This is a genomic window from Pontibacter mucosus (genome assembly GCF_003054055.1).
Taxonomy (GTDB): Bacteria; Bacteroidota; Bacteroidia; order Cytophagales; family Hymenobacteraceae; genus Pontibacter; species Pontibacter mucosus.
Window position 1 is genome coordinate 400,972 of sequence record NZ_QBKI01000001.1, and the last position, 20,012, is coordinate 420,983.

Here is a 20,012-nt window from a genome sequence, read left to right on the forward strand (position 1 = left end):
GATGGTAACGAACGTGAAGGCAATACAGAAACTACTCGTGCTGCTAGGCATTGCGCTTGCCCCGGCGGCTTTTGCCCAGCAGGCTCCGCAGTATAGCCAGTATATCTTTAACGAACTGGTGGTGAATCCTGCTTACGCGGGCAGTAAGGAGATCCTGAGCATCAACGGCACCTACCGCACCCAGTGGACAGGCCTGCCGGGGGCGCCTACCTCGCAGACACTGAGTGTAGACGGGCCAACCGGGCACAAAAGCCTGGGCTGGGGCGTACACCTGGTAAACGACGAAATAGGTGCCCAGAGCCAAACTTCGGCCTACGGAGCCTTGGCCACCCGCATCAGACTGGACCGTTACTCCGATCTCTCCTTAGGGGTTGGTGTGGGAGCCTCGCAGTATGTGCTGGACGGTACCCGCCTCGACCCGGGCAGTGAGATGCCTGACCAGGCAATTCCGCAGGGACGCGTGTCACAGGTGCTGCCAGACGTGAAGATTGGTGCCTTTTATAACACGGAGCGCTTCTACGTGGGCCTCTCGGCTGCCAACCTTGTTCCGTTCAAGGATAGCAAAACGCAGATTGCCACGCCGCGCCGCCACTACTTCCTGTCCAGCGGCTATGTGTTTGACCTGAGCCAGGATGTGCGCCTGAAGCCAAGTATACTCATCAAAGAGGATTTCCGGAGCCCCACCGCGCTGGATGTAAACGCTTTTGTGTTGCTCTACAACCGTTTATGGCTGGGAGCCTCCTACCGCACGGCTGTGCCGATGTTCGTGGACCAGCAAATGAAGCAGCTCGACAAGCGAAATGCCGTGGCCCTAATTGCACAAGTTTACGCCACTAAGAAGCTGCGTATCGGATATTCTTACGATATTAGCCTCAACGAACTGAAAGATTTCTCTACTCACGAAGTGTCGGTAGGGTACTACTTCCTCAAGAAGAAGTATGGCCGTATCCTGACGCCTCGAAACCTGTAGTTTACACCACCCTTATATGAAGCGCATTTTTACCCTAGCCCTGATGCTGATCTCGCTGGCATGCATCGGGAGCCTGCCTGTGCTAGCACAGGACATGAAGCAAGCTGATAGACACTTTAACAACTTTGAGTTCAGTCTGGCTCTGGAGGCCTACAAAAAGGTGCTGGAGAAGGAAGAGCCTACCCTGAAGGTGGTGCAGCGCATCGCCGACAGCTACCGCATCCTGAACAACAGCAAGGAGGCGGAGTTCTGGTATGCGCAGGCAGTGGCCTTCCCTAACGCAGACCCGGCCAACATTTACCTCTACGCCGAGGCGGCGAAGCGTAATACCAACTACTCTAAAGCCAAGCAGCTCTTCCAGGAGTATGCTGAGAAGGTGCCCGAGCAGCGCGAGACGGCTTTGCGCATGGTCGCCTCCTGCGACTCGGCCATCAAATGGATGCGCTACCCCAGGCCGTATGAGATAGCGCAGCTGGAGGCCATTAACTCCGAAAGCGCCGACTTCGGGCCGGTGCGCACCAAGGACGGGCTGTTTTTCTCCTCCGACAGACTGGGCGGCAGCAACAAGAAAAGTAACTGGACAGGCAATGGCTTTATCCAGATGTACTTTGCCCCAAAAGTGACCGACAGTACCTGGGCTAATCCGGAGCCGCTCCCGTCAGCCATCAACACCTCTTACCACAACGGCCCGGCCGATTACCTGGAGAAGGAGCAGACGCTATACTTTACCAGAACGCGCGTGGTGAAGAAAAGATCCATACCCGGCAATAACTCCGACCCGACCAGCTGGTTTAAGGGCAGCGATAACGGTACGCACACCAACCGCCACGGCATCTACATGTCAAAGTATAACGGCAAGAAGTGGGGCAAGGCAGAGGCATTCAAGTATAACAACACGGATGAGTTCTCTATCGGTCACCCTGCCGTAACCAAAGATGGCCAGGTGCTATACTTTGTTTCGGATATGCCCGGGGGGCTTGGCGAGACGGACGTATACTATAGCGAGCGCCAGGCAGATGGCTCCTGGGGAACTCCGGTGAACGCAGGCCCGGTAGTAAACACCAGCGGCCGCGAAAGCTTTGTGAGCCTGGGCGAGGACGGCCAGTTATACTTCTCCTCCGACGGACACTCCGGTATGGGCGGCCTGGACCTGTTCAAGGCCATTGGCTCGCACAAAGCCTGGACAAGCGTGGAAAACCTGAGATACCCGCTCAACACCTCCCAGGACGACTTCGGCATACGCGTGGACAGCACCGGCAAGAAGGGCATGTTATCCTCCAGCCGCCTCTCCGACAGCGGTTTCGACGACATCCTGACGTTTGAGGAGTACCAGGTGCCCTGCGTGCTTATCGGCATTACATTTGAAAGGCTGGCGCAGGAAGGAACCGTTAAAACTGTAAAAGCTCCCGTGGCAGATGCTAGCCTGAAGCTCTATTTGGATGGCAGCGAGGAGTTCGTAGAAGCGAAATCGGATGAGAAAGGACGATTCACATTCCCGATATTGGCAGGCGAAAAGTATATCATAAGGGGCAGCAAAGCCGGTTACCTGGACCAAGCCGTGACGTTTACGCCGGAGTGCTTGTACAAAACTGACTCGGTGCAGGTAGAGCTGGCTTTTGTGCGCAACACGCCGAACATCCCTATCGTGCTCGAGAACATCTACTACGATCTGGATAAGTTCGACATCAGGCCGGAGGCGGCGCAGGAGCTGGACAAACTGGCCCAGATGCTGCAGGTTAACCCGCTGATCCGTATCGAGCTTAGCTCCCACACCGACAGCCGCCAGACACACGAGTACAACCAGTTGCTGTCGCAGTTGCGGGCACAGGCCGCCGTGGACTACCTGGTATCCAAGGGCATCAGCCGCGACAGAATGGTGGCCACAGGTTACGGCGAGACTAGGCTGATTAACAAGTGTAAAGATGGCGTATCCTGCTCAGAGCAGATGCACCAGGAAAACCGCCGCACCGAGTTCAAGATCCTCAGGTAGCAGCAGGATTGAAGTATAAAATCAGCCACAGCGCGCCCCGCAGCCAAGTTGCTGCGGGGCGCGCTGTTGTTTTCTAGTAGCTGGTTTATACTTGCCTGGAAGGATTTACTCTTCCCTAAGAACAGAGCTATACTTGCTACATTCTCCTTCTTTCAGCGAAAGAAGGAAGCTGGTCTAAGATTTCAGATGAGAGACTATTTGATGGACAGAGGGCAAAGTATATATACACATTTTAGCCTTCTTCTAATAAGGGTAGAGGGAGTTTTTGAGATGCCGGGTCCAACCACCCCTGCCCCTCCTTATCTAAGGAGGGGAGCTTTGTAACTGCTTCGGCTGAGGTATAAGTTTCATTGTTCCGGGTAACTCGCGGACAGGTCGCGACCTGTCCCTACACATGTAAACCCACCCCCAACCCCTCCGAGGAGGGGAATTATCGGTTAACGATTAACACCCCTATTGAGCTTTGCTCGCAAGTTTCGAACTTTCGTTCTCACTTGTCCTCAAGGGGACAGTTTATACTTGATGTATGGCAAGGGCAGCGGCTATCGAGCTTGTTCCCAGCCTTTGGGTTGAGCGCCTTGTGCATGTTGCGGTGCCGCGGATGCGGCAGCCGGAGCAGCGCGGAGGCAGCTTCAGGCACACCGCGCGATGCCCGAAGGCGAGGCCTCCCGGCCTGGGAGGGAGCCATGTAGGAAGTGAAACAATAGATAAGTGGGGCTGGAGGATGAACGGCGGCTAGTAAGTATAGCTTGGTTCAAATGGAAGGAAGCAGTGGCTATGGAAGTATAGCAGCAAGTATAAAAGTATATCCAAAGTATAAAAGCATATCCAAAGTATAAGTATGGCTTTTCAAGCCAGTCGAGGCTCAGACTCGACATCATAGTAGGACACAAGTCTGAAGACTTGCGCCAGCAGGGCCAGCGGAGTGATGGAAGTATCGCCAAAGTATAAACTCCCGTTCATCCATTCATCCTGCAAATCCTGCTTCAGACAAAAGTATAACCGAAGTATAAAAGTATGGCTTTTCAAGACAGCCAAGTCGAGGTTCCTCTCCGGGACAATCAGCTAATCCAAATCACTAAACCCCCCGAATCGGCACCCTTCTGTAATCATTTCTGTTGTAATGGCGTTATAAAGACCTGAGCCACCTGCTGGCATCTTAAAAATCTGTATTTTAGCTACATGAAGATATTCGGGGATAGCATTAAGACTAAAGTAGTGGTGGGCTTCACGCTGGCGCTGAGCATCGTGGCGGCCGCCATTTACCTGACGTATACCAGCTTTACCAAGCTTCTAGATTCTGTGGAAGTGCTCTCGCAGCCAAACGACAAACTGATGGAGCTGCAGAAAACCCTCTCCACTATCGCCACAGCCGAAAGCGCCATCCGTGCCTTTACCCTTACCGCCGAGGAGAAGCACTTTCGAGCGTACCTGGGCCATCTTGACACCATTCAGAGCCAGATTGATACCTTAGAGCTGCTCATGAAAGACAGTCCCAGGGAGCTTGCCCAAGTAGACTCCATCTCGCTGCTGCTGCAGCAAAAGCACAAGAGCCTGGACCAGTACGTAGCCCTGAAGAGGCAGCAGAAGGAGCATCGGTACTCCAGCAAGGCGATGCGCCAGATAGCGTCCACCGCCGAGCAGAAGCCACTGTCCACCACTATCCGGAAGAACACCACCACCACCATCTCCGACCGCCTCAACCTAACTACCATAGAGCAGGAGGAGCCACAGGAAGTGCCGCAACAGGAAGAGGAGAAAGAGGACAAGCGGGGCTTTTTCGGAAAAATCTTCACTAAAAAAGAGAAGCCCGCCGCTGAGCCTGTGCAGGTGCCCAAAGTTATCATGCCACAGCTGCAGGTAAAACAGGAGGTGGAGATCGACACGACCATCACGGATGTGTCGGTGGCGCCGCTGAACCAGGTGCGCCGCATCCTGTACAATGTGCAGCGTGAGGCCGATGAGCAGGCCAGGAAACTGCAGGACCGGGAGCTGGCGCTGCTGCAGCAGGACAAGCAGGTAATGGACCAGATACGCCTGATGATGCACGAACTGGAGCGGCATGAGCATGAAAAGGCACAGCTGAACTCGGCAACCGCCAGAGAGGTAGCCCAGGAGACATCCACTATTCTGCTGGCCATAGGCTTGCTGGGGCTGGGCAGCGGCATTGCCTTTATCCTCATCATCCTCCGCGACCTGACGCGCAGCAACAACTATAAATCAAGGCTAATACAGGCGCAGAAGGAGGCTGTAAAACTTGCCCGTGCTAAAGAGGCTTTCGTGGCCAACATGAGCCATGAGATGCGCACACCGCTAAACGTGGTGCTGGGCTTTACGCAGCAGCTGCGCCACACGCCGCTGCGCCCCGACCAGGCCGATCACCTGGAGGCGATAGACGGCGCGGGGCAGCACCTGCTTCACATCGTGAACGACGTGCTGGATCTATCCAAAATGGAGGCGGGTAAGCTGCAGATAAACCGCACGCCCTTTGCCCTGCGCCAGCTGCTGACGCAGGTAGAGCAGGCATTTGCCTTAAAAGCCTCCAGCAAAGATATTTCGCTTAGCTTCCGGGTAGAGGCCACCATACCGGACAACCTCAACGCAGATGCCCTGCGCCTGAAGCAGGTGCTGTTCAACCTGGTAGACAATGCCATTAAGTTTACGCACCAGGGGCAGGTTACCGTGGATGTGCGGCTTCGTAGCCACCGCCGCAACCGCCTGGCGCTCAGTATAGCGGTGTCTGATACGGGTATCGGTATACCGCAGGAACGTTTGCAGCACGTGTTCGGCGAGTTTAACCAGGCTGATGATTCGATTCTGCGCAAGTATGGCGGTACTGGCCTGGGCCTGTCCATCAGCAAGAAGCTGGTGGATATGCAGGGAGGAACCCTTACCGTGAGCAGCGTGCCGAATGAGGGCACTACCTTTATCGTGGTATTGCCAATGCAGGTATCGCAGGAGGAAGCGATGGCTGAGCCAGCCGATGCCGTGCCGGTACCGTGTGGCTTTAAAGGCTACAAGGCGCTGGTGGTGGATGATGATGCCTACAGCCGTACGCTCTGCAACCTGATTCTTAGCCGTTGGGGCATGCAGGTGCACCTGGCCAACGACGGACGTGAGGCCCTGGAACTGGTGCGTCAACATTCCTTCGATATCGTGCTGACCGATATTCAGCTGCCGGGCATGAGCGGTAAAACAGTGGCACGCAACGTCCGCAAACTCGACAAGCAGGTGCCTATCATCGCCCTCACGGCTAATATCCTGAGCAACGATGCCGGCTTCTTCGACAACACGGCAATTACAGGTCACGTGCTGAAACCATTCACCGAGCAGGAGCTGCACCAGAAGATCGTACAGGCCTTGCCGTCTGAGTCGTTGGCGGCTGAGCCTGAGCAAAGTATAGCTGCCCCTCGGCCAGAGCAGCCAGCGGCCGCAGCCAAGCCGGAGGAAGAGCTGTATGACCTGAGCGAGATGCGCCTGTTTACAGGGGATGACCACCAGGCCCTGGCTGCCGTGCTGGAAGTGCTGGTGCAGGACCAGGATCAGAACCTGGAGCAGTTAGTGGAGGCAGCCAGTGTTAAAGACTGGGAAGCTGCCGGTAACATGGCGCACAAAATGCTCACCGCCTTCCGCCACCTGAAAGCCCACACCGTAACCCTGCACCTGGCACAGCTGGAACAGGTGCTGCATACGGGGCATCAGGAGGAGTTGAAACTGCAGCAAGCGGTGGAGGAGGTGCAGCCACAGGTACGGCAGGTGCTGAAAGCCTTGCAGCAGGAACTGCAAAGTATACATGCCATGGCGGAGGCCAGCTAAGCTCTTAGATTTCTATGTTATAAAGCTTAAGCTTGTTGTAGAGCGTCTTGCGGTCAATGTTGAGGAGGCGGGCGGCCTTGGACTTGTTATACTTCACGCGCTCCAGCATCGCCATGATCATCTCCCGCTCGTTGCGCTCGTTTATACTTTTCAGATCGGTTTCCATCGGGTCAGCCGGGGAAGTATAGCTGGCCGACGGCTGCGGTGCCGGAGTATGGTTCACGATCTCACCCGGCAGTTCCCGCAATGTCACGAAGTCAGATTTGGCCAGCAGCACGGCGCGCTTCACCACGTTTTTCAACTCGCGCAGATTACCCGGCCAGTTATACTTTAGCAGCGCCTCTTCGGCGGCCATGTCAAAGCCTTGCACCTGCTTCTCCAGTTCATGGTTGGCCTGCTGCAGGAAATGATTGGCAAACAGCACCACATCCCCGTCGCGCTCGCGCAGTGCCGGTATGTTGATCTTAAATTCGTTCAGGCGGTGATACAGGTCTTCGCGGAACTGCCCGTTGGATACGGCTTGCACCAAATCCTCGTTCGTGGCCGCCAACACGCGCACATCCACATCCTGGTCGGTAGTACTGCCGAGCTTGCGCACCTTGCGCTCCTGCAGGGCGCGCAGCAGCTTCACCTGCACCTCGTAGGGCAGGTTGCCTATCTCATCCAGAAACAGCGTGCCGCCCTCAGCCGCCTCAAACTGGCCTTCTTTATCTTTTAGGGCACCTGTAAAGGCTCCTTTCACATAGCCAAACAATTCACTGCCCGCCAGTTCCTTTGATAAGGCACCGCAATCTATCGCTATAAAAGGTTTGTTGTGGCGCTTGCTCTGCTGGTGTATCATGCGGGCCACGTACTCCTTGCCCGTACCGCTCTCCCCCTCAATGATAACAGAAAGGTTGGTAGGGGCCACCAGCGTGATAAATTCCTCTATCTTCTCGGCCTGCTCGCTTTGCCCGCGCACAAATTTAAAGCTGCCGGCCGGCGCAGCAGCTACTTCCTCCTGCTTCGGCTCGGTTTTCTTGGTAAGCGCGTTCTTTATAACCAGCAGTGTCTCGTCGGGGTTGATGGGCTTGGTAATATACTCGTAAGCACCCATTTTAATGGCTCTTACCGCGGTGCGGATGTCCGCATACGTGGTCATCAGGATAACGGGTACTTCCTGTGTTAGCACACGTATCTGGGTCAGCAGTTCCAGGCCGTCCTTGTCGGGAAGGCGGAAGTCGGTCAGGATCAGGTCAAAGTTCTGGCCCTTTAGCTGTCGCAGTCCGTCGTTAGCGGTGAAAGCGGTGACTACCTCATACTGTTGGCGCTGTAAGAAGCCTCTCAGCATCAGGCAGAAAGCTGGATCGTCATCAATAAGAAGTATCTTAGGCATATCGGAATTTCGGTGTTACTACCTGCCGGGTGATCGCAGGAAGCTACTAAGTAACGATTTTAGCCTGCTTTATGTTCTACCCGGCTGCTATTATGGCAATATAGCTCCTTTTTTGATGGACTTAAAACAGAAAAAGCCCCTGTCGCGAAACAGGGGCTTTCATTTATGAAGCTATCAGGTTCTTAGCTTTCTACTTTCTTGCCGTTCTCATCGAAGCGAACCACTACCGGCTGCTCCTCTCCGTTAATGAACTGTACTTCAAAAGTAGCCGGAGCGCCACCCTCGGCAGCCTGTACTTTATGTACCTCGCCCAGTGTCCAGTTGGCATACTCCTCGTTCGTAACGATAGCCTGCTTTACAGCATCTGGCAGTTCATCAGGGGCAATTTTCTGCTTGCCCTTCTCCTGGCCCTGCTGTGTAGTCTGCTCAGTGTTCTGAGTGGCTGTTTCTTGAGCCTGGGCAGTAAACCCGGCTAGTGCAAAGGCTAGTGCTAATACGCTTATCTTTTTCATAATATTATTCTCTGTTCAGGATGATACTTACTTGTTTGTTAAAATATAATGGCTTACTGCTCAACTGTGCCTTCGGCTGCTGCAGCTCTGGCAACCGGCTTGCCTGTTTCATCAAAACGAGCGACAGCCTGCTTCTGCTCAGCGTTGGTAAAGTATACTTCGTAGGTAGCCTTGGCATCAGCGCCAGCGGCGGCATCCGGGGCTACTTTGTATACTTCGCTCACCTGCCAGTCTTTCAGGGCATCACTTTTCAGCGATTGCTTTACGCCCTCAGGCAGCTCCTCTTGTGTAATTTGCTGCTTGTTAGCGTCTTGCTGCTGCTGTCCCTGCTGCTGCGCCTGCTCTGATTGAGGTGACTGCTGCGTAGAAGGTGTATTTTGAGATTGTGCTGTTGCTTCAGTTGATATGAGGCCGAATGCCGCAAAGGCAAAGGCTAGTAAGGTTACTTTCTTCATGGTTTAGTCAGTTTATTTTTCGTTCTGTTGTGCCATTCCCTTATGAGATAACTGTGCCAGAAATTGATATTGGTTGTAAAAGGCTTGTTTTCAATGGTTTATGGTTTTTGAAAATTTATCCCGAATATTTGCTTTATTGTTGAAATTTTCTACAGTATGGGGAGGCCTGCCTGCAAGGTGCCCCAGAATGGGTACAGCAGTGGCCAGCTTAACCTATGCGCTGCCGTTGAAGTATAAATCGCAGGCTGGCCAACTGAGCTTTAGCCCGAATTTGACTAACTTAGCCCCATGAGCGAACCACGAAAGAAACTATTCCTCTTAGATGCCCTGGCGCTGATCTACCGCGCGCACTTTGCCTTCAGCAAGAACCCGCGCATCAATTCCAAAGGCATGAACACGGGCGCCGCCCTTGGCTTTACAAACACGCTGGTAGAGGTGCTGCAGAAGGAGAAGCCCACCCACATCGGTGTCGCCTTCGATACGGCGGCTAAAACGTTCCGCCACGACAACTTTACAGACTACAAAGCCAACCGGCAGGCCCAGCCCGAGGATATTTCCATTGCCATACCTTACTGTAAGAAAATAGTAGAAGCCTTCAACATCCCGGTGCTGCTGATGGATGGCTATGAGGCTGACGACATTATCGGAACGCTGGCGTGCAAAGCCGAGAAAGCAGGCTTCGACGTGTACATGATGACGCCTGACAAGGACTATTGCCAGCTGGTAACAGACCATGTCTTTCTCTACAAGCCTGCTTTTATGGGCAACGCCATTGAAGTATGGGATGTGCAGAAGGTGCTGGAGAAGTGGGAGATAGAGCGCGTGGAACAGGTTATCGATATCCTTGGCCTGCAGGGCGACGCTGTGGACAACATACCGGGCATCCCAGGCATCGGCGAGAAAACGGCCAAGTCACTCATCCAGCGCTTCGGCTCGGTGGAAAACCTGCTGGCCAACACTGACCAGCTGAAGGGCAAACAGAAAGAGAACATAGAGAAATTCGCTGACCAGGGCCTGATGTCGAAAGAGCTGGCCACGATACATTGCGATGTGCCGATAGAGTTTAGCGAGGAAGGCCTGCACTACGACGGCCCCAACGAGGAGCGCGTGGCGGAGCTGTTCGCCGAGCTGGAGTTCCGTCAGCTGACGCAGCGGGTGCTGGGCAAGAGCCTCGGAGAGGCTGCCGTGGCCGCGCCTGCCGCTGCCAAAGGCGCCCGGAAGGGAAAAGCCGCCGCCGTTAACCAGACGTCCCTGTTTGATGCCCCTGCCGCCGCAGCGGTAGAAGTAGCCGAAGAGGCGCTTCCTGCCACCATGCAAAGTATAAAAACCACTTTGCACGATTACTACCTCATCAACACGCCGGAGCTGCGCCAAAGCCTGGTACGGTATCTCCTGAAGCAGGATGAATTCTCCTGGGACACTGAGACCACAGGCATCGACCCCATCACGGCCAGGCTGGTAGGCATGTCGTTCTCTTACCGCCCCGGCGAGGCTTACTATGTGCCGGTGCCACACGATAACCTAGAAGAGGCACAGCGTATCCTGGACGAGTTCCGGCCGGTGCTGGAGAACCCGAGCATCGCCAAGGTGGGGCAGAACATCAAGTATGACATCCTGGTGCTGAAAAAGTATAAGGTAGAGGTGCAGGGGCCGCTGTTCGATACCATGCTGGCGCACTACCTGCTGGAGCCCGAGATGCGCCATAACATGGACGTGCTGGCCGAGACCTACCTTAACTATAGCCCGGTGCCCATCACCGACCTGATTGGCCCGAAAGGCAGGAACCAGAAAACCATGGCCGATCTGGAGCCGGAGGAGGTAGCAGATTACGCCTGCGAGGATGCCGATATTACCCTGCGCCTGAAATTATACTTTGAGCCGCTGCTGCAGGAGCAGGGGCTGATGAAGCTGTTCCGGGAAATTGAGAACCCGCTGGTGCAAGTGCTGGCCGATGTGGAGAACGAGGGCGTGCGTATCGACTCGGAGGCACTGGCAGACTTCTCTACCCAGCTGGAGAGTGAAATCATCAACATCGAAAAACGCATTTTTGAAATTGCCGGGGAGCAGTTCAACATCGGTTCGCCCAAGCAGTTGGGCGAGATCCTGTTCGACAAGCTGGGGCTGCACGGCAAAAGCAAGATCAAGAAAACCAAGACCGGACAGCATGCTACCGGCGAGGAAATTCTTTCGAAAATGGCCGGTGAGCACGAGATTGTGCGGCTTATACTGGACCACCGCCAGCTTACCAAGCTAAAATCCACGTACGTGGATGCGCTGCCGCAACTGGTGTGCGAGCTGGATGGCCGCGTCCATACTTCCTTTAACCAGGCCGTGACGGCTACCGGGCGCCTGAGCTCCACCAACCCGAACCTGCAGAACATTCCGATCCGCACCGAGCGGGGCCGGGAGATACGCAAGGCCTTCGTGGCTCGCGACAACAAGCACCAGCTCATCTCGGCTGACTACTCGCAGATCGAGCTGCGCATCATGGCTGACTTCAGCGGGGACCCTACCATGAAAGAGGCCTTCCGGAAAGGGCTTGATATCCACGCCTCCACGGCCAGCAAGGTGTTTCACGTGCCGCTGGAGCAGGTAGACAGTGAGATGCGCCGCAAGGCCAAGACGGTAAACTTCGGTATTATCTACGGCATTTCGGCCTTTGGCCTGGCCGAGCGCCTGGGCATTGCGCGCCGTGAGGCTGCCGATATTATTGAGGCATACTTCCACGAGTTCCCGGCTGTGAAGGAGTACATGGACAGCACCATCGAGAAAGCCCGTGAGCTGGAGTATGCTGAAACGAAGCTGAACCGCCGCCGCTACCTACGCGACATCAACTCGCGCAACCAGACCATACGCGCCTTTGCTGAGCGTAACGCCATCAACGCCCCTATCCAGGGCACAGCTGCCGATATTATTAAGATTGCCATGATCAATATCCACGAGTACCTGCGCCAGGAGAAGCTGCAGACCCGCATGATCCTGCAGGTGCACGACGAACTCCTGTTTGATGCCCCGAAAGAGGAAATCGAGGTCGTGACGCCTAAAATTGTGGAGCTGATGACCAATGCCCTGCCGCTGAGCGTGCCCATGGAAGTAGGCCTGGGCATCGGTGACAACTGGCTGGAAGCGCATTAAGGACTAGGATTTATAGGATTTGGGGATGGGTGGGATTTTAAAAGTATAAATTCAAGAAAGCGATATATGAAGTATAACCACCCTGTTTATCCTTAGAGCCTGCAAATTCTGATTCAGATCAAACAAAAAAGCACCTCCCGGAGGAGGTGCTTTTTTGTTGGGTTATACTTTCAGGCAGCTTACTGGCGGCCCGGGAAAAGCACGGCATCGTATTGGGTGATGTCTGCTTTTGGTATGTTAGCGTTATACTTGGAATTGATGGCATCAATTACCTCGTTGGCTACAACGGCATAGCCTCTCGGAGTCGGGTGAATTCCATCCAGCGAGAACAGGTTGCCGGAGATAAAGGCCGGGGAATAAGCTACGTTGTTAGCGGCAAAGCCTCCTTGTATAGACTTAAAGTAAGCGTTGGCGTCGAAAAAGGCCAGGTCGCGGGCAGTAGCCTGTGCCTTAATAATCTGGTTATATCCTTCAGTGGCTGTTTTGATTTTAGCCTGCTCTACCGGATCCAGCACTAGCGCGCTTGGCAGCGGATTGCCCGCAGAAAGGCCGAACATCGCAGTAGTATCTATACCATAGTTAGCCAGCACTCCTGCCAATGTAAGCCTCACAACGAGCGGATCCTGGCTTGGGCTTAACTGCTTGGCCAGGTCTCTCCAGTATTTGCCTGTTGGCTGACCAATCAATGGAGCGTACGAAGAAGCAGTAAGCGGGAAGTATATACCGTTTTCTGCAGCGCCAATCTGCGTAGCCGCGAACTGCGTACGCTCTCTGCCTGAGCCCGTAATCGCCACCATGCCCGGGATGTTGTTCGTTGCCAGCACCTGCTTAATAGATGGGCCTAAAGTCGTGAAGAAAGGCACAGAAGTAACATCCGGCACTGTTATCAACACGCCTTTCTGCTTATCTGCCGTCAGTACATCCAGCAACTCCTTAAAGTTAGCATCAAAGTCGGCAATTGGCGTGATTTTGTATCTGGCATCGGTTTCGAAAGCACCACCGGAAGTAGCGTAACCCAGCACATCGTTCTCAGCTATCCATACACTAAAGAAAGTATGGTTGGCTGCCTCCGCCTGCGCCTGCACATACTGCAGGTAGGTCTGGGCAGCATTGTCCGTCAGGCGCTCAAAGTATGCATTGCCTTGCGTGCTGCCGTAACCCGCTGTTTTGATATCAGCGGTTTTGATGCCCGGTATAGCCAGGTTGTTGACGTTCTCGGTATACTTGGTGTAAAGTGGCGCGCCTTTCTCATTCTGCCCGCGCACGGCCAGGTCGGTCGTAACGGGCTGTGTAATCGGCTGCCCCTGTGGGGTAAAACCAGTCAGCCTCAGGTAGCCGGAGCCGTTTGGCTTGTCTTCTGGGAAAAGCGGCTGCTCAAATTCCCCGCCACCTGCTTTCTGGAACTGACGGGCCAGAATAGCCGGAAGGGAAGCCTGCTGTCCCGGAAGCGTCAAGCCATTGTCGGCATAACCGGCGCTCAGTGAATTACCTACCGCAACGTAAGAAGTAAAATCAGCTGTGCCTGCGCTTGATGAAGGTGTATCGATGTCTGGGTCGCAGCTGGTAAGGAGCACACCGGCAAAAAGAGCCAATGTACCGGTTTTATAAAATAGGTTTTTCATATTCGTCAGGAATTAGAAATTATAAGTTAAAGCAAGACCAGGGATGTAGGCCACCGCCTTATAGGTACCACCAATACCTCCTGATTTATCAGAAGCATCGGTGCGCTCTTTCTTGTTGATGTACAGGAAGGAAGCATCCAGCTTGATGTTGTCGGAAACACTGTAACCCAGGCCAACAGACACGCCGCGCGCATCAGCGTCCGGGGTCTCGGGGGTTAGGTAGCCGTCCTGCACAGGAGAACTGTCGTAGTAGGCGCCGGCACGCAGGGCCAGAGCGTCCGTAGCTTTGTACTCCGCACCGATACGGTAGATGTAGGCATCCTCGTAGTTACGGGCGTTCTCTGTAAAGTTGCTGCCGTTCACAGCGTCCTTATAGTCGAAGCGCAGGCTCTCATAAGCGCTCCACTCCACACGGTTCACGTCTACGGCAATTGTCAGGGCCTCCGTTGGCATAAAGCCTATACCTACCGACAAGGTAGCAGGCAGCGGCAACGAAGCACCAAATTTAGTGTCCGGGAAACGTGACTTAAGTGATGGCGCTACAGTAAAAGTAGCATCTCCCTCTTCCACATCCACGTCTACTCTGGAGCGGTAGTTGATACCCAAAGACAACTTCTCAGATGGCTTAAAGTAGATACCCACGTTGTAGCCAAGGCTCGTTCCGTCACCGTCAAGTTCGGCACGGCCATAGTTGCCCGCCTCGTCTTGCACCGGTATACCGCGCTGCAGGTTCACGCTGCCTTTTACATAGGTAAGACCAGCGCCGATGCCAATCTTATCGGTAATAGCATAGCTCAGGGTAGGCTGAAAGAAAATAGCGGAAAGCGACAGCTCCTCCAGGCCGAAGCGGCCGCTCCACTCCTGGCCCCACTTGGCTGTGCTGCCAAAAGGCGTGTACACACCCAGTCCGGCGGCCAGCTTATCATTGATTTTATACACCGCGTACACCTGGAAAGGCGTACCCACAGGGTTGTCGGTTCTGGCGGTAACCTCATTGCTCTCCGGCGCTGAGTAAGCAATTTTAGAGAAAAGTGCACTTGCGCCAATTGTCACGCCATTTTCGCGCACATAGCTCATGGCACCCGGGTTAAAGAAGATACTGGATGTGCCGGTAACCAGGCCGGTACCGGTATGGCCCATACCAATTTGCCGCTGGCTGGCCAGGTTTACCTGGTAGCCCCCGGCCATGGCCGATGCCGAGAGAAGCGTGCCACCGAGTAAGGCTAGAATTCTGCTTTTCATAAAGTCTGATTAATTTAATGTAGGGTGATAATTGCTCTAAACAAATATATACTTATTACATCGGCTCACAATACTTTTTCAAATAATTTTCGATATGGGTCGAAAACGTGGTAATTGCCTGCCCACTTCCCGCTTAAATTAGCTGCATGAGTCGTTTTTCAGGTGCCGCGCCTGAAAATTTTCCCAGGCATCAGCAGTTTTGTTTACTCCCCTGAACAGGCAAAGTATAAAAGTATAGAAGGCCGGGGTGCAGCAGTAAAGTATAAGATTATCCTTCCTGAGGCGCTATCTTATTTAGCTGCCCTGCGTTATAAACCTCCTGAACGAAGAGGAAAAACATGTACGATGTAATTATAATAGGGGGAGGGCCGGCAGGACTGAACGCAGCCATGCTGCTGGGCCGCTCGCGCCGCAAGGTCATTGTGTTCGACAGCGGGGAGCCGCGCAACCGCTGGTCGCAGAGCATGAACGGATTTTTGTCAAGCGATGGCGTGAACCCGCGTGAGTTTATACAGAAAGGCCGCGCCGAGTTAGCAAAGTATAACATCGAGCTGGCAGATATTAAAGTAGAGAGCGCCACCTACTCGAAAGGAGAGTTTGTGGTAAACGATGAGCACGGCAAAGTATACCGCTCGCGCAAGCTACTGCTGGCCACCGGACTGAAGGACACGCTGCCCGAGCTGGAAGGAGTGGAGGAAATGTATGGCAAGAGCGTGCACCACTGCCCCTACTGCGACGGCTGGGAAAACCGCGACAAAGCCATTGCCGTCTACGGGCCTGAGCGTAAAGGCGTCGGGCAGGCCTTGGCCATGAAAAACTGGAGCGACAATGTGACCCTCTACACCGACGGCACCGACAGCCTGCGCCAGCTTGACCTGGAGCTGCTGGAGCGAAACGAGGTAAAGGTGGTGAAGGAGAAAATCACGCGGCTGGAGGGAGAGGATGGCATGCTGCAGCATATTGTACTTGGCAACGGTGAGAAACGCCCGCAACAGGCTCTGTTCTTCTCGTTGGGTACTAAGCAGCAGTCGCCGCTGGGCGAAGAGTTGGGCTGCGAGTTTACCAGCAAAGGCGTGATTAAGACCCGGCGGCAGCAGCACTCCAACATCCCCGGCCTGTTTGTAGCCGGCGACGCCGCCCGCGACATGCAGATGGTGGTGGTAGCCGCCGCCGAGGGCGCCAAGGCCGGTGTCGCTATCAACATGGAGCTGCAGGAGGAGGACAGGAAGTGAGGGGAGTTAGAGAGTTTAGGAGTTTGGGAGTTAGAGAGTGGTAGAGCCGCCATACGTTGCGTCCCTAGAGTTAAAAAGTTAGAAAGTTAGAAAGTTAGAAAGTATGGGGGCTGGGAGTGGTTAAGAAGTATAGCCAATCTGGGCTGCCTGCTCTGTTATGGAGTGTCCCCTCTGAGGCTACTATTAGGACCCAAGTCCATTGCTGCTTCAAGTTTGCAACTTGGAGCTTTTATGGGGCCAGTTTTCAACTGGCGAAAGTATAAAGAGCGGCTCCCGCAAGCTGAAAGCTTGCGGCTATGGATAACCACGAGCTGAAAGCGCGCGGTAGAGGAGGTAGGTTATACTGGTATCCTAATGGTAGGCCCCTATGAGGATCCAGGGGGGCATGCTGGTAAACTCACTTTTTATGGCGCGAGCGTCCTCGCTCCTGACGGGCTATCGTTGGGCCTCCGGCCCAGTCGGATTACAAATCCGACCTCAAATAAGGCACGGGTTGACTTGTCCCGAAGCATTTCGGGAAACCCGCGCCAGCAAGTGGGGTTCTAGCTATATGCTGTTGTGGAATAACCCTGTAAGGCTGTACCAAAGTATAATTTAGCTTTTAGCCAAAGTATAACTATGCTCTTGCCTTCTACACTATTGCCCCGTTTTGCTCCTGTGGCACCGCCTGGAAAAGGTGCTCGCGGAGGCAGTAGCGGTACCCGTGCACCAGCAGGTGCATTTTCAGGTTTTCCACGGCTATGGGCTCGTTCTCCTCTACCTCCCGGGTATTGGAAAAGCGTATCTCGCTGGCATCTATAATGGTCACCACTCCCGGCCCGAACACCTCTACCTGGTCGCCTTCCTTTATAACGATGCCTGTTTCCTCGCTCAGCCCGATGCCCACATACTCCGGGTCGTGGGCTACGGCGTGTGCCAGGCGGCCAAAGCGACCCCGCTCGGCAAAATGGGTATCTATGTACACATTTTTGATAAAGGAGCAGCCCTTCGTGGTTTTCATCTCGCCTTTGATGAGGGAATAATGGCCATAGCCGTCGTAAATCATCCTATCGGACATGATGGCGGCGCCGGCGCTGGTACCGGATATGATGATGTTCTCGGTGCGGTAGCGGTGGCGAAGTATGCGCAGAAGTTCTGTGCCGTTCAGGAAGTTGGCCAGGCGCACCTGATCCCCGCCGGTAAAAAAGACCACCTCAGCCTTGCTTATGCGCTCCAGATTTGCGGGCGTATCAACTGGGTTGTCCTCGTCTATGCACATAAAGTGGGCATTCGCGCAGCCAAGTTCCTCAAAAGCCTCCTTATAAGCGTTGCCGGACCTGATGGCTTCCGAAGCCTCGGGTGTGGCGCTGGCAATTACCTCAATGCGCGCGCTCAAACTGCAAATCTCGGCCTTTATCAGCTTAATCAGGCAATCGTCATCACCGCCCCCCAATGCTATCAATGTTCCTTTCACCATACTCATAGGCACGTTCACACTTAAATAGAATTCTTATACTATAAGAATTCAGATGAGGTTGATTTGTTTCGGTCTTCCCGGTTTATCTTTTTGATTATCAGGTATCAGAAAGTTAGTGTTCAAACGACATATATGCTTCTGCCTGCCGCCGCACGGAGGTGCGGGCGCGTAAATTTTCCTCTGTTCTTATACTTTCGAGAAATTTAGCTGAGGGCAGTGGAAAAAACTGTCCGGTGTCGCACAGCAAAGTGTTCGGTGGCGGACAATATTTTTTCGCTATATAGAGGCTATTTTAATGTAATTGACTGTAAATCAGCGTGTTGGTAATGTTGGCACACAAAGTGTAATAACCCAATCAGGAATAAAAAAAATTATAGCAGCCCAAGCAACCATACGACCAAAGGCGCTATCTATTAAGTCAGAAAGTTAACCGAAACAGAAAACCAATTAATACCTACTATGAAAATCGTGATCGTCATCTTCGCAATGTTATCCGGCATGGGAGCTTCCATCAAGCAATCTGCCAAAGAAGTGGAGAAAGTTCAGAAACGCCTTGAGCTGAGCGAGTACCAGAAATACCCTAACCTGCTGCCAGAAGTAGAAATCGTAGCCCCCGCTATTAAGTAGAGAGCTGCAACCCGCTAACACTTAACTAATTGCCAAAACGCTAAAACAAAATAAAACCATGAAAATCGTAGTCCTAATCTTCGTAATCCTGCTGGCCATCGGCGCCACCATCAAACAGTCTGTAAGCGAAACAAAAGAAATCAGCGAGCGACTGGAGCTGAACAAGTATAAATCGCAGCCAAACCTGCTGCCTGTGGTAGAGGTAGTGGCCAGCCGCGCCTAGTGTTTAACCCATCAGCCTAACGTATAAAACTATGAAAATCCTGTTCCTGATTGTGGCCATACTTGTGAGCCTCTACCTAACCGGGAAAGACATACTGCGGGATGCCAGGCCCACTACGGACTGCTCCGTGCAGGAGGTGGCTGCGCGCCAGCAGCTGCTCGCTTCTGCTAACACTGCACCAGCCTCAGCCTATACTTACACCATAGGCTGAGGTCTCTGGTTGCCCCTCCGCTGAAAGTATAAACAGGTATACTTTCAGCCGCCACAAACAGGGGCTTAATTATCCTTCTTCTTGAAGATATCAAGTATGCGAGGCTGCTGAGGCTCCTCCTGCTTATTTTTCTTCCTCTTTCTGGTGTCGTCTTCCTGCTGCTTGCCAAAAGGCCACAGCTTCTTTTTCTCCTTTTTCTCCTTCACGATAACGTAGCGCACCGACACGCCGGTGGAAAGATGCACCCAGTCGTCGTGGTTGAAGTGCAGGGCCGGCTTTACGTCGGTGGAGAGCAGGAAAGGCAGGCCGTTTATCTTATACTCTACGCCAAGGATGGCATCCAGACCGGCAAACGCTCCTTTATCCTTCAGGTTGCCCACGTGGCCACCCCCGCCAATGTAATAGTTAAAGCGCTTGCCCAGGATGGGGCGGTGCCACTCGTAGAGCACGGTGCCGCTGTACTCGCGGGCCGCAATCTGAAAAATCCCCTCCAGCGTAGCCTGGTCGTGCAGTTTCTGTTGCACGGTTACCCCAAAGTGGTCGCCATCCAGGCGCACACCGGCTGCTGTTCTATACTTCTGGGCATGGGCCGCCACACTAACGCCGCAAAAAAGGCAAATCAGAAACAGTACTCTCTTTATCATAAACAAGGGTGAAAAACGCTGATGCTGCAAATATCTTACCTAACGCATCAGGAGCAAGGGTAGTGCGTGAAAAATTGTACTAAAAGTCGCTTCTAAAATTCCGGTTGGCCTTTTTATCGGCCTGTTTCTTTTTGCCCTCCAGGCGGCGGCGCACGCTGGCACGGGTAGGCTTGGTGGCTTTGCGCTTCTTTTGCCGGGTGAGCGCCTGCCGCAGCAGTTCGTAAAAGCGCTGCACGCACAGCTCCTTGTTCTGCAGCTGGCTACGCTCGGTCTGGCACACCACCTGCAGGTAGCCCTCGCTGTTGATGCGGCTGCCCAGCTTCTCCTGCACCAGCGCCTTCTCCTCCTCGGTCAGCAGCTCGGAGCCCTCTACCTGAAACCGCAGCTCCACCTTGGTGCTCACCTTGTTCACGTTCTGCCCGCCGGCCCCGCCGCTCCGCGATGCCTGAAACTGCAGCTCCCGCTCCAACCCCCTGTCCTCTAAATTATTCATCCTCTGTTA

The 20,012-nt window shown here is 53.8% G+C and carries 17 protein-coding genes; 8 read left to right on the forward strand and 9 right to left on the reverse strand.

Going from position 1 to position 20,012, the window contains the following annotated elements; all coding sequences use genetic code 11:
- The first annotated feature begins 1 nt into the window (after position 1).
- Entirely contained in the window at positions 2–970 is a 969-nt protein-coding gene (locus C8N40_RS01805; RefSeq protein ID WP_245904951.1) for a PorP/SprF family type IX secretion system membrane protein, read from the forward strand.
- A 16-nt stretch (positions 971–986) separates the two neighbouring features.
- Complete coding sequence (locus tag C8N40_RS01810; protein WP_245904953.1) at positions 987–2,960, forward strand: OmpA family protein; 1,974 nt, start codon at positions 987–989, stop codon at positions 2,958–2,960.
- An 849-nt stretch (positions 2,961–3,809) separates the two neighbouring features.
- On the opposite strand, the gene C8N40_RS22380 is transcribed toward C8N40_RS01810, so the two are convergent.
- Positions 3,810–3,989, reverse strand: a complete 180-nt coding sequence (locus C8N40_RS22380) for a hypothetical protein (protein WP_211318025.1) — start codon at positions 3,987–3,989, stop codon at positions 3,810–3,812.
- Between the two features lie 153 nt (positions 3,990–4,142).
- Between C8N40_RS22380 and C8N40_RS01825 the strand changes: the two genes are divergently transcribed.
- On the forward strand, positions 4,143–6,776 hold the full coding sequence (locus C8N40_RS01825; protein ID WP_108210085.1) for an ATP-binding protein: 2,634 nt from the start codon (positions 4,143–4,145) through the stop codon (positions 6,774–6,776).
- Positions 6,777–6,780: 4 nt separating this feature from the next.
- Here the strand turns inward: C8N40_RS01825 and C8N40_RS01830 are convergent, their stop codons facing one another.
- From C8N40_RS01830 to C8N40_RS01840, 3 genes are all read right to left on the reverse strand, one after another.
- On the reverse strand, positions 6,781–8,151 hold the full coding sequence (locus C8N40_RS01830) for a sigma-54-dependent transcriptional regulator (RefSeq protein ID WP_108210086.1): 1,371 nt from the start codon (positions 8,149–8,151) through the stop codon (positions 6,781–6,783).
- 182 nt (positions 8,152–8,333) lie between these two features.
- On the reverse strand, positions 8,334–8,663 hold the full coding sequence (locus C8N40_RS01835; RefSeq protein ID WP_108210087.1) for a hypothetical protein: 330 nt from the start codon (positions 8,661–8,663) through the stop codon (positions 8,334–8,336).
- 53 nt (positions 8,664–8,716) lie between these two features.
- Positions 8,717–9,118, reverse strand: a complete 402-nt coding sequence (locus tag C8N40_RS01840) for a hypothetical protein (protein ID WP_108210088.1) — start codon at positions 9,116–9,118, stop codon at positions 8,717–8,719.
- 288 nt (positions 9,119–9,406) lie between these two features.
- Here C8N40_RS01840 and polA point away from each other — a divergent pair, with 288 nt between their 5' ends.
- On the forward strand, positions 9,407–12,253 hold the full coding sequence (polA, locus tag C8N40_RS01845) for a DNA polymerase I (RefSeq protein WP_108210089.1): 2,847 nt from the start codon (positions 9,407–9,409) through the stop codon (positions 12,251–12,253).
- Positions 12,254–12,432: 179 nt separating this feature from the next.
- Here the strand turns inward: polA and C8N40_RS01850 are convergent, their stop codons facing one another.
- Both C8N40_RS01850 and C8N40_RS01855 read right to left on the reverse strand, forming a co-directional pair.
- The gene (locus tag C8N40_RS01850) at positions 12,433–13,875 is read right to left on the reverse strand and encodes an SGNH/GDSL hydrolase family protein (protein WP_108210090.1); all 1,443 of its coding nucleotides are present in this window, start codon (positions 13,873–13,875) and stop codon (positions 12,433–12,435) included.
- A gap of 12 nt (positions 13,876–13,887) precedes the next feature.
- Positions 13,888–15,117 (reverse strand): OmpP1/FadL family transporter, encoded by a 1,230-nt coding sequence (locus C8N40_RS01855; protein WP_108210091.1) that lies wholly within the window; start codon positions 15,115–15,117, stop codon positions 13,888–13,890.
- Positions 15,118–15,455: 338 nt separating this feature from the next.
- Between C8N40_RS01855 and C8N40_RS01860 the strand changes: the two genes are divergently transcribed.
- On the forward strand, positions 15,456–16,349 hold the full coding sequence (locus C8N40_RS01860) for an NAD(P)/FAD-dependent oxidoreductase (RefSeq protein WP_108210092.1): 894 nt from the start codon (positions 15,456–15,458) through the stop codon (positions 16,347–16,349).
- 631 nt (positions 16,350–16,980) lie between these two features.
- Here C8N40_RS01860 and C8N40_RS01865 read toward each other — a convergent pair.
- Positions 16,981–17,811 (reverse strand): cyanophycinase, encoded by an 831-nt coding sequence (locus C8N40_RS01865; RefSeq protein WP_108210093.1) that lies wholly within the window; start codon positions 17,809–17,811, stop codon positions 16,981–16,983.
- A 453-nt stretch (positions 17,812–18,264) separates the two neighbouring features.
- Between C8N40_RS01865 and C8N40_RS22545 the strand changes: the two genes are divergently transcribed.
- From C8N40_RS22545 to C8N40_RS01870, 3 genes are read left to right on the forward strand one after another with little or no spacing between them, the layout of a single operon-like run.
- Positions 18,265–18,432, forward strand: coding sequence for a hypothetical protein (locus tag C8N40_RS22545; protein ID WP_170113996.1), 168 nt, complete (start codon positions 18,265–18,267; stop codon positions 18,430–18,432).
- Positions 18,433–18,490: 58 nt separating this feature from the next.
- Positions 18,491–18,655, forward strand: a complete 165-nt coding sequence (locus C8N40_RS22550) for a hypothetical protein (RefSeq protein WP_170113997.1) — start codon at positions 18,491–18,493, stop codon at positions 18,653–18,655.
- 31 nt (positions 18,656–18,686) lie between these two features.
- Positions 18,687–18,866, forward strand: a complete 180-nt coding sequence (locus C8N40_RS01870) for a hypothetical protein (RefSeq protein WP_108210094.1) — start codon at positions 18,687–18,689, stop codon at positions 18,864–18,866.
- A 65-nt stretch (positions 18,867–18,931) separates the two neighbouring features.
- Here the strand turns inward: C8N40_RS01870 and C8N40_RS01875 are convergent, their stop codons facing one another.
- Both C8N40_RS01875 and arfB read right to left on the reverse strand, forming a co-directional pair.
- The gene (locus tag C8N40_RS01875) at positions 18,932–19,510 is read right to left on the reverse strand and encodes a hypothetical protein (RefSeq protein WP_108210095.1); all 579 of its coding nucleotides are present in this window, start codon (positions 19,508–19,510) and stop codon (positions 18,932–18,934) included.
- 79 nt (positions 19,511–19,589) lie between these two features.
- Entirely contained in the window at positions 19,590–20,003 is a 414-nt protein-coding gene (arfB, locus tag C8N40_RS01880) for an alternative ribosome rescue aminoacyl-tRNA hydrolase ArfB (protein WP_108210422.1), read from the reverse strand.
- Positions 20,004–20,012: the final 9 nt, after the last annotated feature.

Bases quoted from the DNA above. Each gene is read 5' to 3' on its own strand.
- C8N40_RS01830 (WP_108210086.1), bottom strand. From the start codon at position 8,151: ATGCCTAAGATACTTCTTATTGATGACGATCCAGCTTTCTGCCTGATG.
- C8N40_RS01835 (WP_108210087.1), bottom strand. From the start codon at position 8,663: ATGAAAAAGATAAGCGTATTAGCACTAGCCTTTGCACTAGCCGGGTTT.
- C8N40_RS01810 (WP_245904953.1), top strand. From the start codon at position 987: ATGAAGCGCATTTTTACCCTAGCCCTGATGCTGATCTCGCTGGCATGC.
- C8N40_RS01805 (WP_245904951.1), top strand. From the start codon at position 2: ATGGTAACGAACGTGAAGGCAATACAGAAACTACTCGTGCTGCTAGGC.
- C8N40_RS22550 (WP_170113997.1), top strand. From the start codon at position 18,491: ATGAAAATCGTAGTCCTAATCTTCGTAATCCTGCTGGCCATCGGCGCC.
- C8N40_RS01870 (WP_108210094.1), top strand. From the start codon at position 18,687: ATGAAAATCCTGTTCCTGATTGTGGCCATACTTGTGAGCCTCTACCTA.
- C8N40_RS01840 (WP_108210088.1), bottom strand. From the start codon at position 9,118: ATGAAGAAAGTAACCTTACTAGCCTTTGCCTTTGCGGCATTCGGCCTC.
- arfB (WP_108210422.1), bottom strand. From the start codon at position 20,003: ATGAATAATTTAGAGGACAGGGGGTTGGAGCGGGAGCTGCAGTTTCAG.
- C8N40_RS01860 (WP_108210092.1), top strand. From the start codon at position 15,456: ATGTACGATGTAATTATAATAGGGGGAGGGCCGGCAGGACTGAACGCA.
- polA (WP_108210089.1), top strand. From the start codon at position 9,407: ATGAGCGAACCACGAAAGAAACTATTCCTCTTAGATGCCCTGGCGCTG.
- C8N40_RS01855 (WP_108210091.1), bottom strand. From the start codon at position 15,117: ATGAAAAGCAGAATTCTAGCCTTACTCGGTGGCACGCTTCTCTCGGCA.
- C8N40_RS22545 (WP_170113996.1), top strand. From the start codon at position 18,265: ATGAAAATCGTGATCGTCATCTTCGCAATGTTATCCGGCATGGGAGCT.
- C8N40_RS01850 (WP_108210090.1), bottom strand. From the start codon at position 13,875: ATGAAAAACCTATTTTATAAAACCGGTACATTGGCTCTTTTTGCCGGT.
- C8N40_RS01825 (WP_108210085.1), top strand. From the start codon at position 4,143: ATGAAGATATTCGGGGATAGCATTAAGACTAAAGTAGTGGTGGGCTTC.
- C8N40_RS01865 (WP_108210093.1), bottom strand. From the start codon at position 17,811: ATGAGTATGGTGAAAGGAACATTGATAGCATTGGGGGGCGGTGATGAC.
- C8N40_RS01875 (WP_108210095.1), bottom strand. From the start codon at position 19,510: ATGATAAAGAGAGTACTGTTTCTGATTTGCCTTTTTTGCGGCGTTAGT.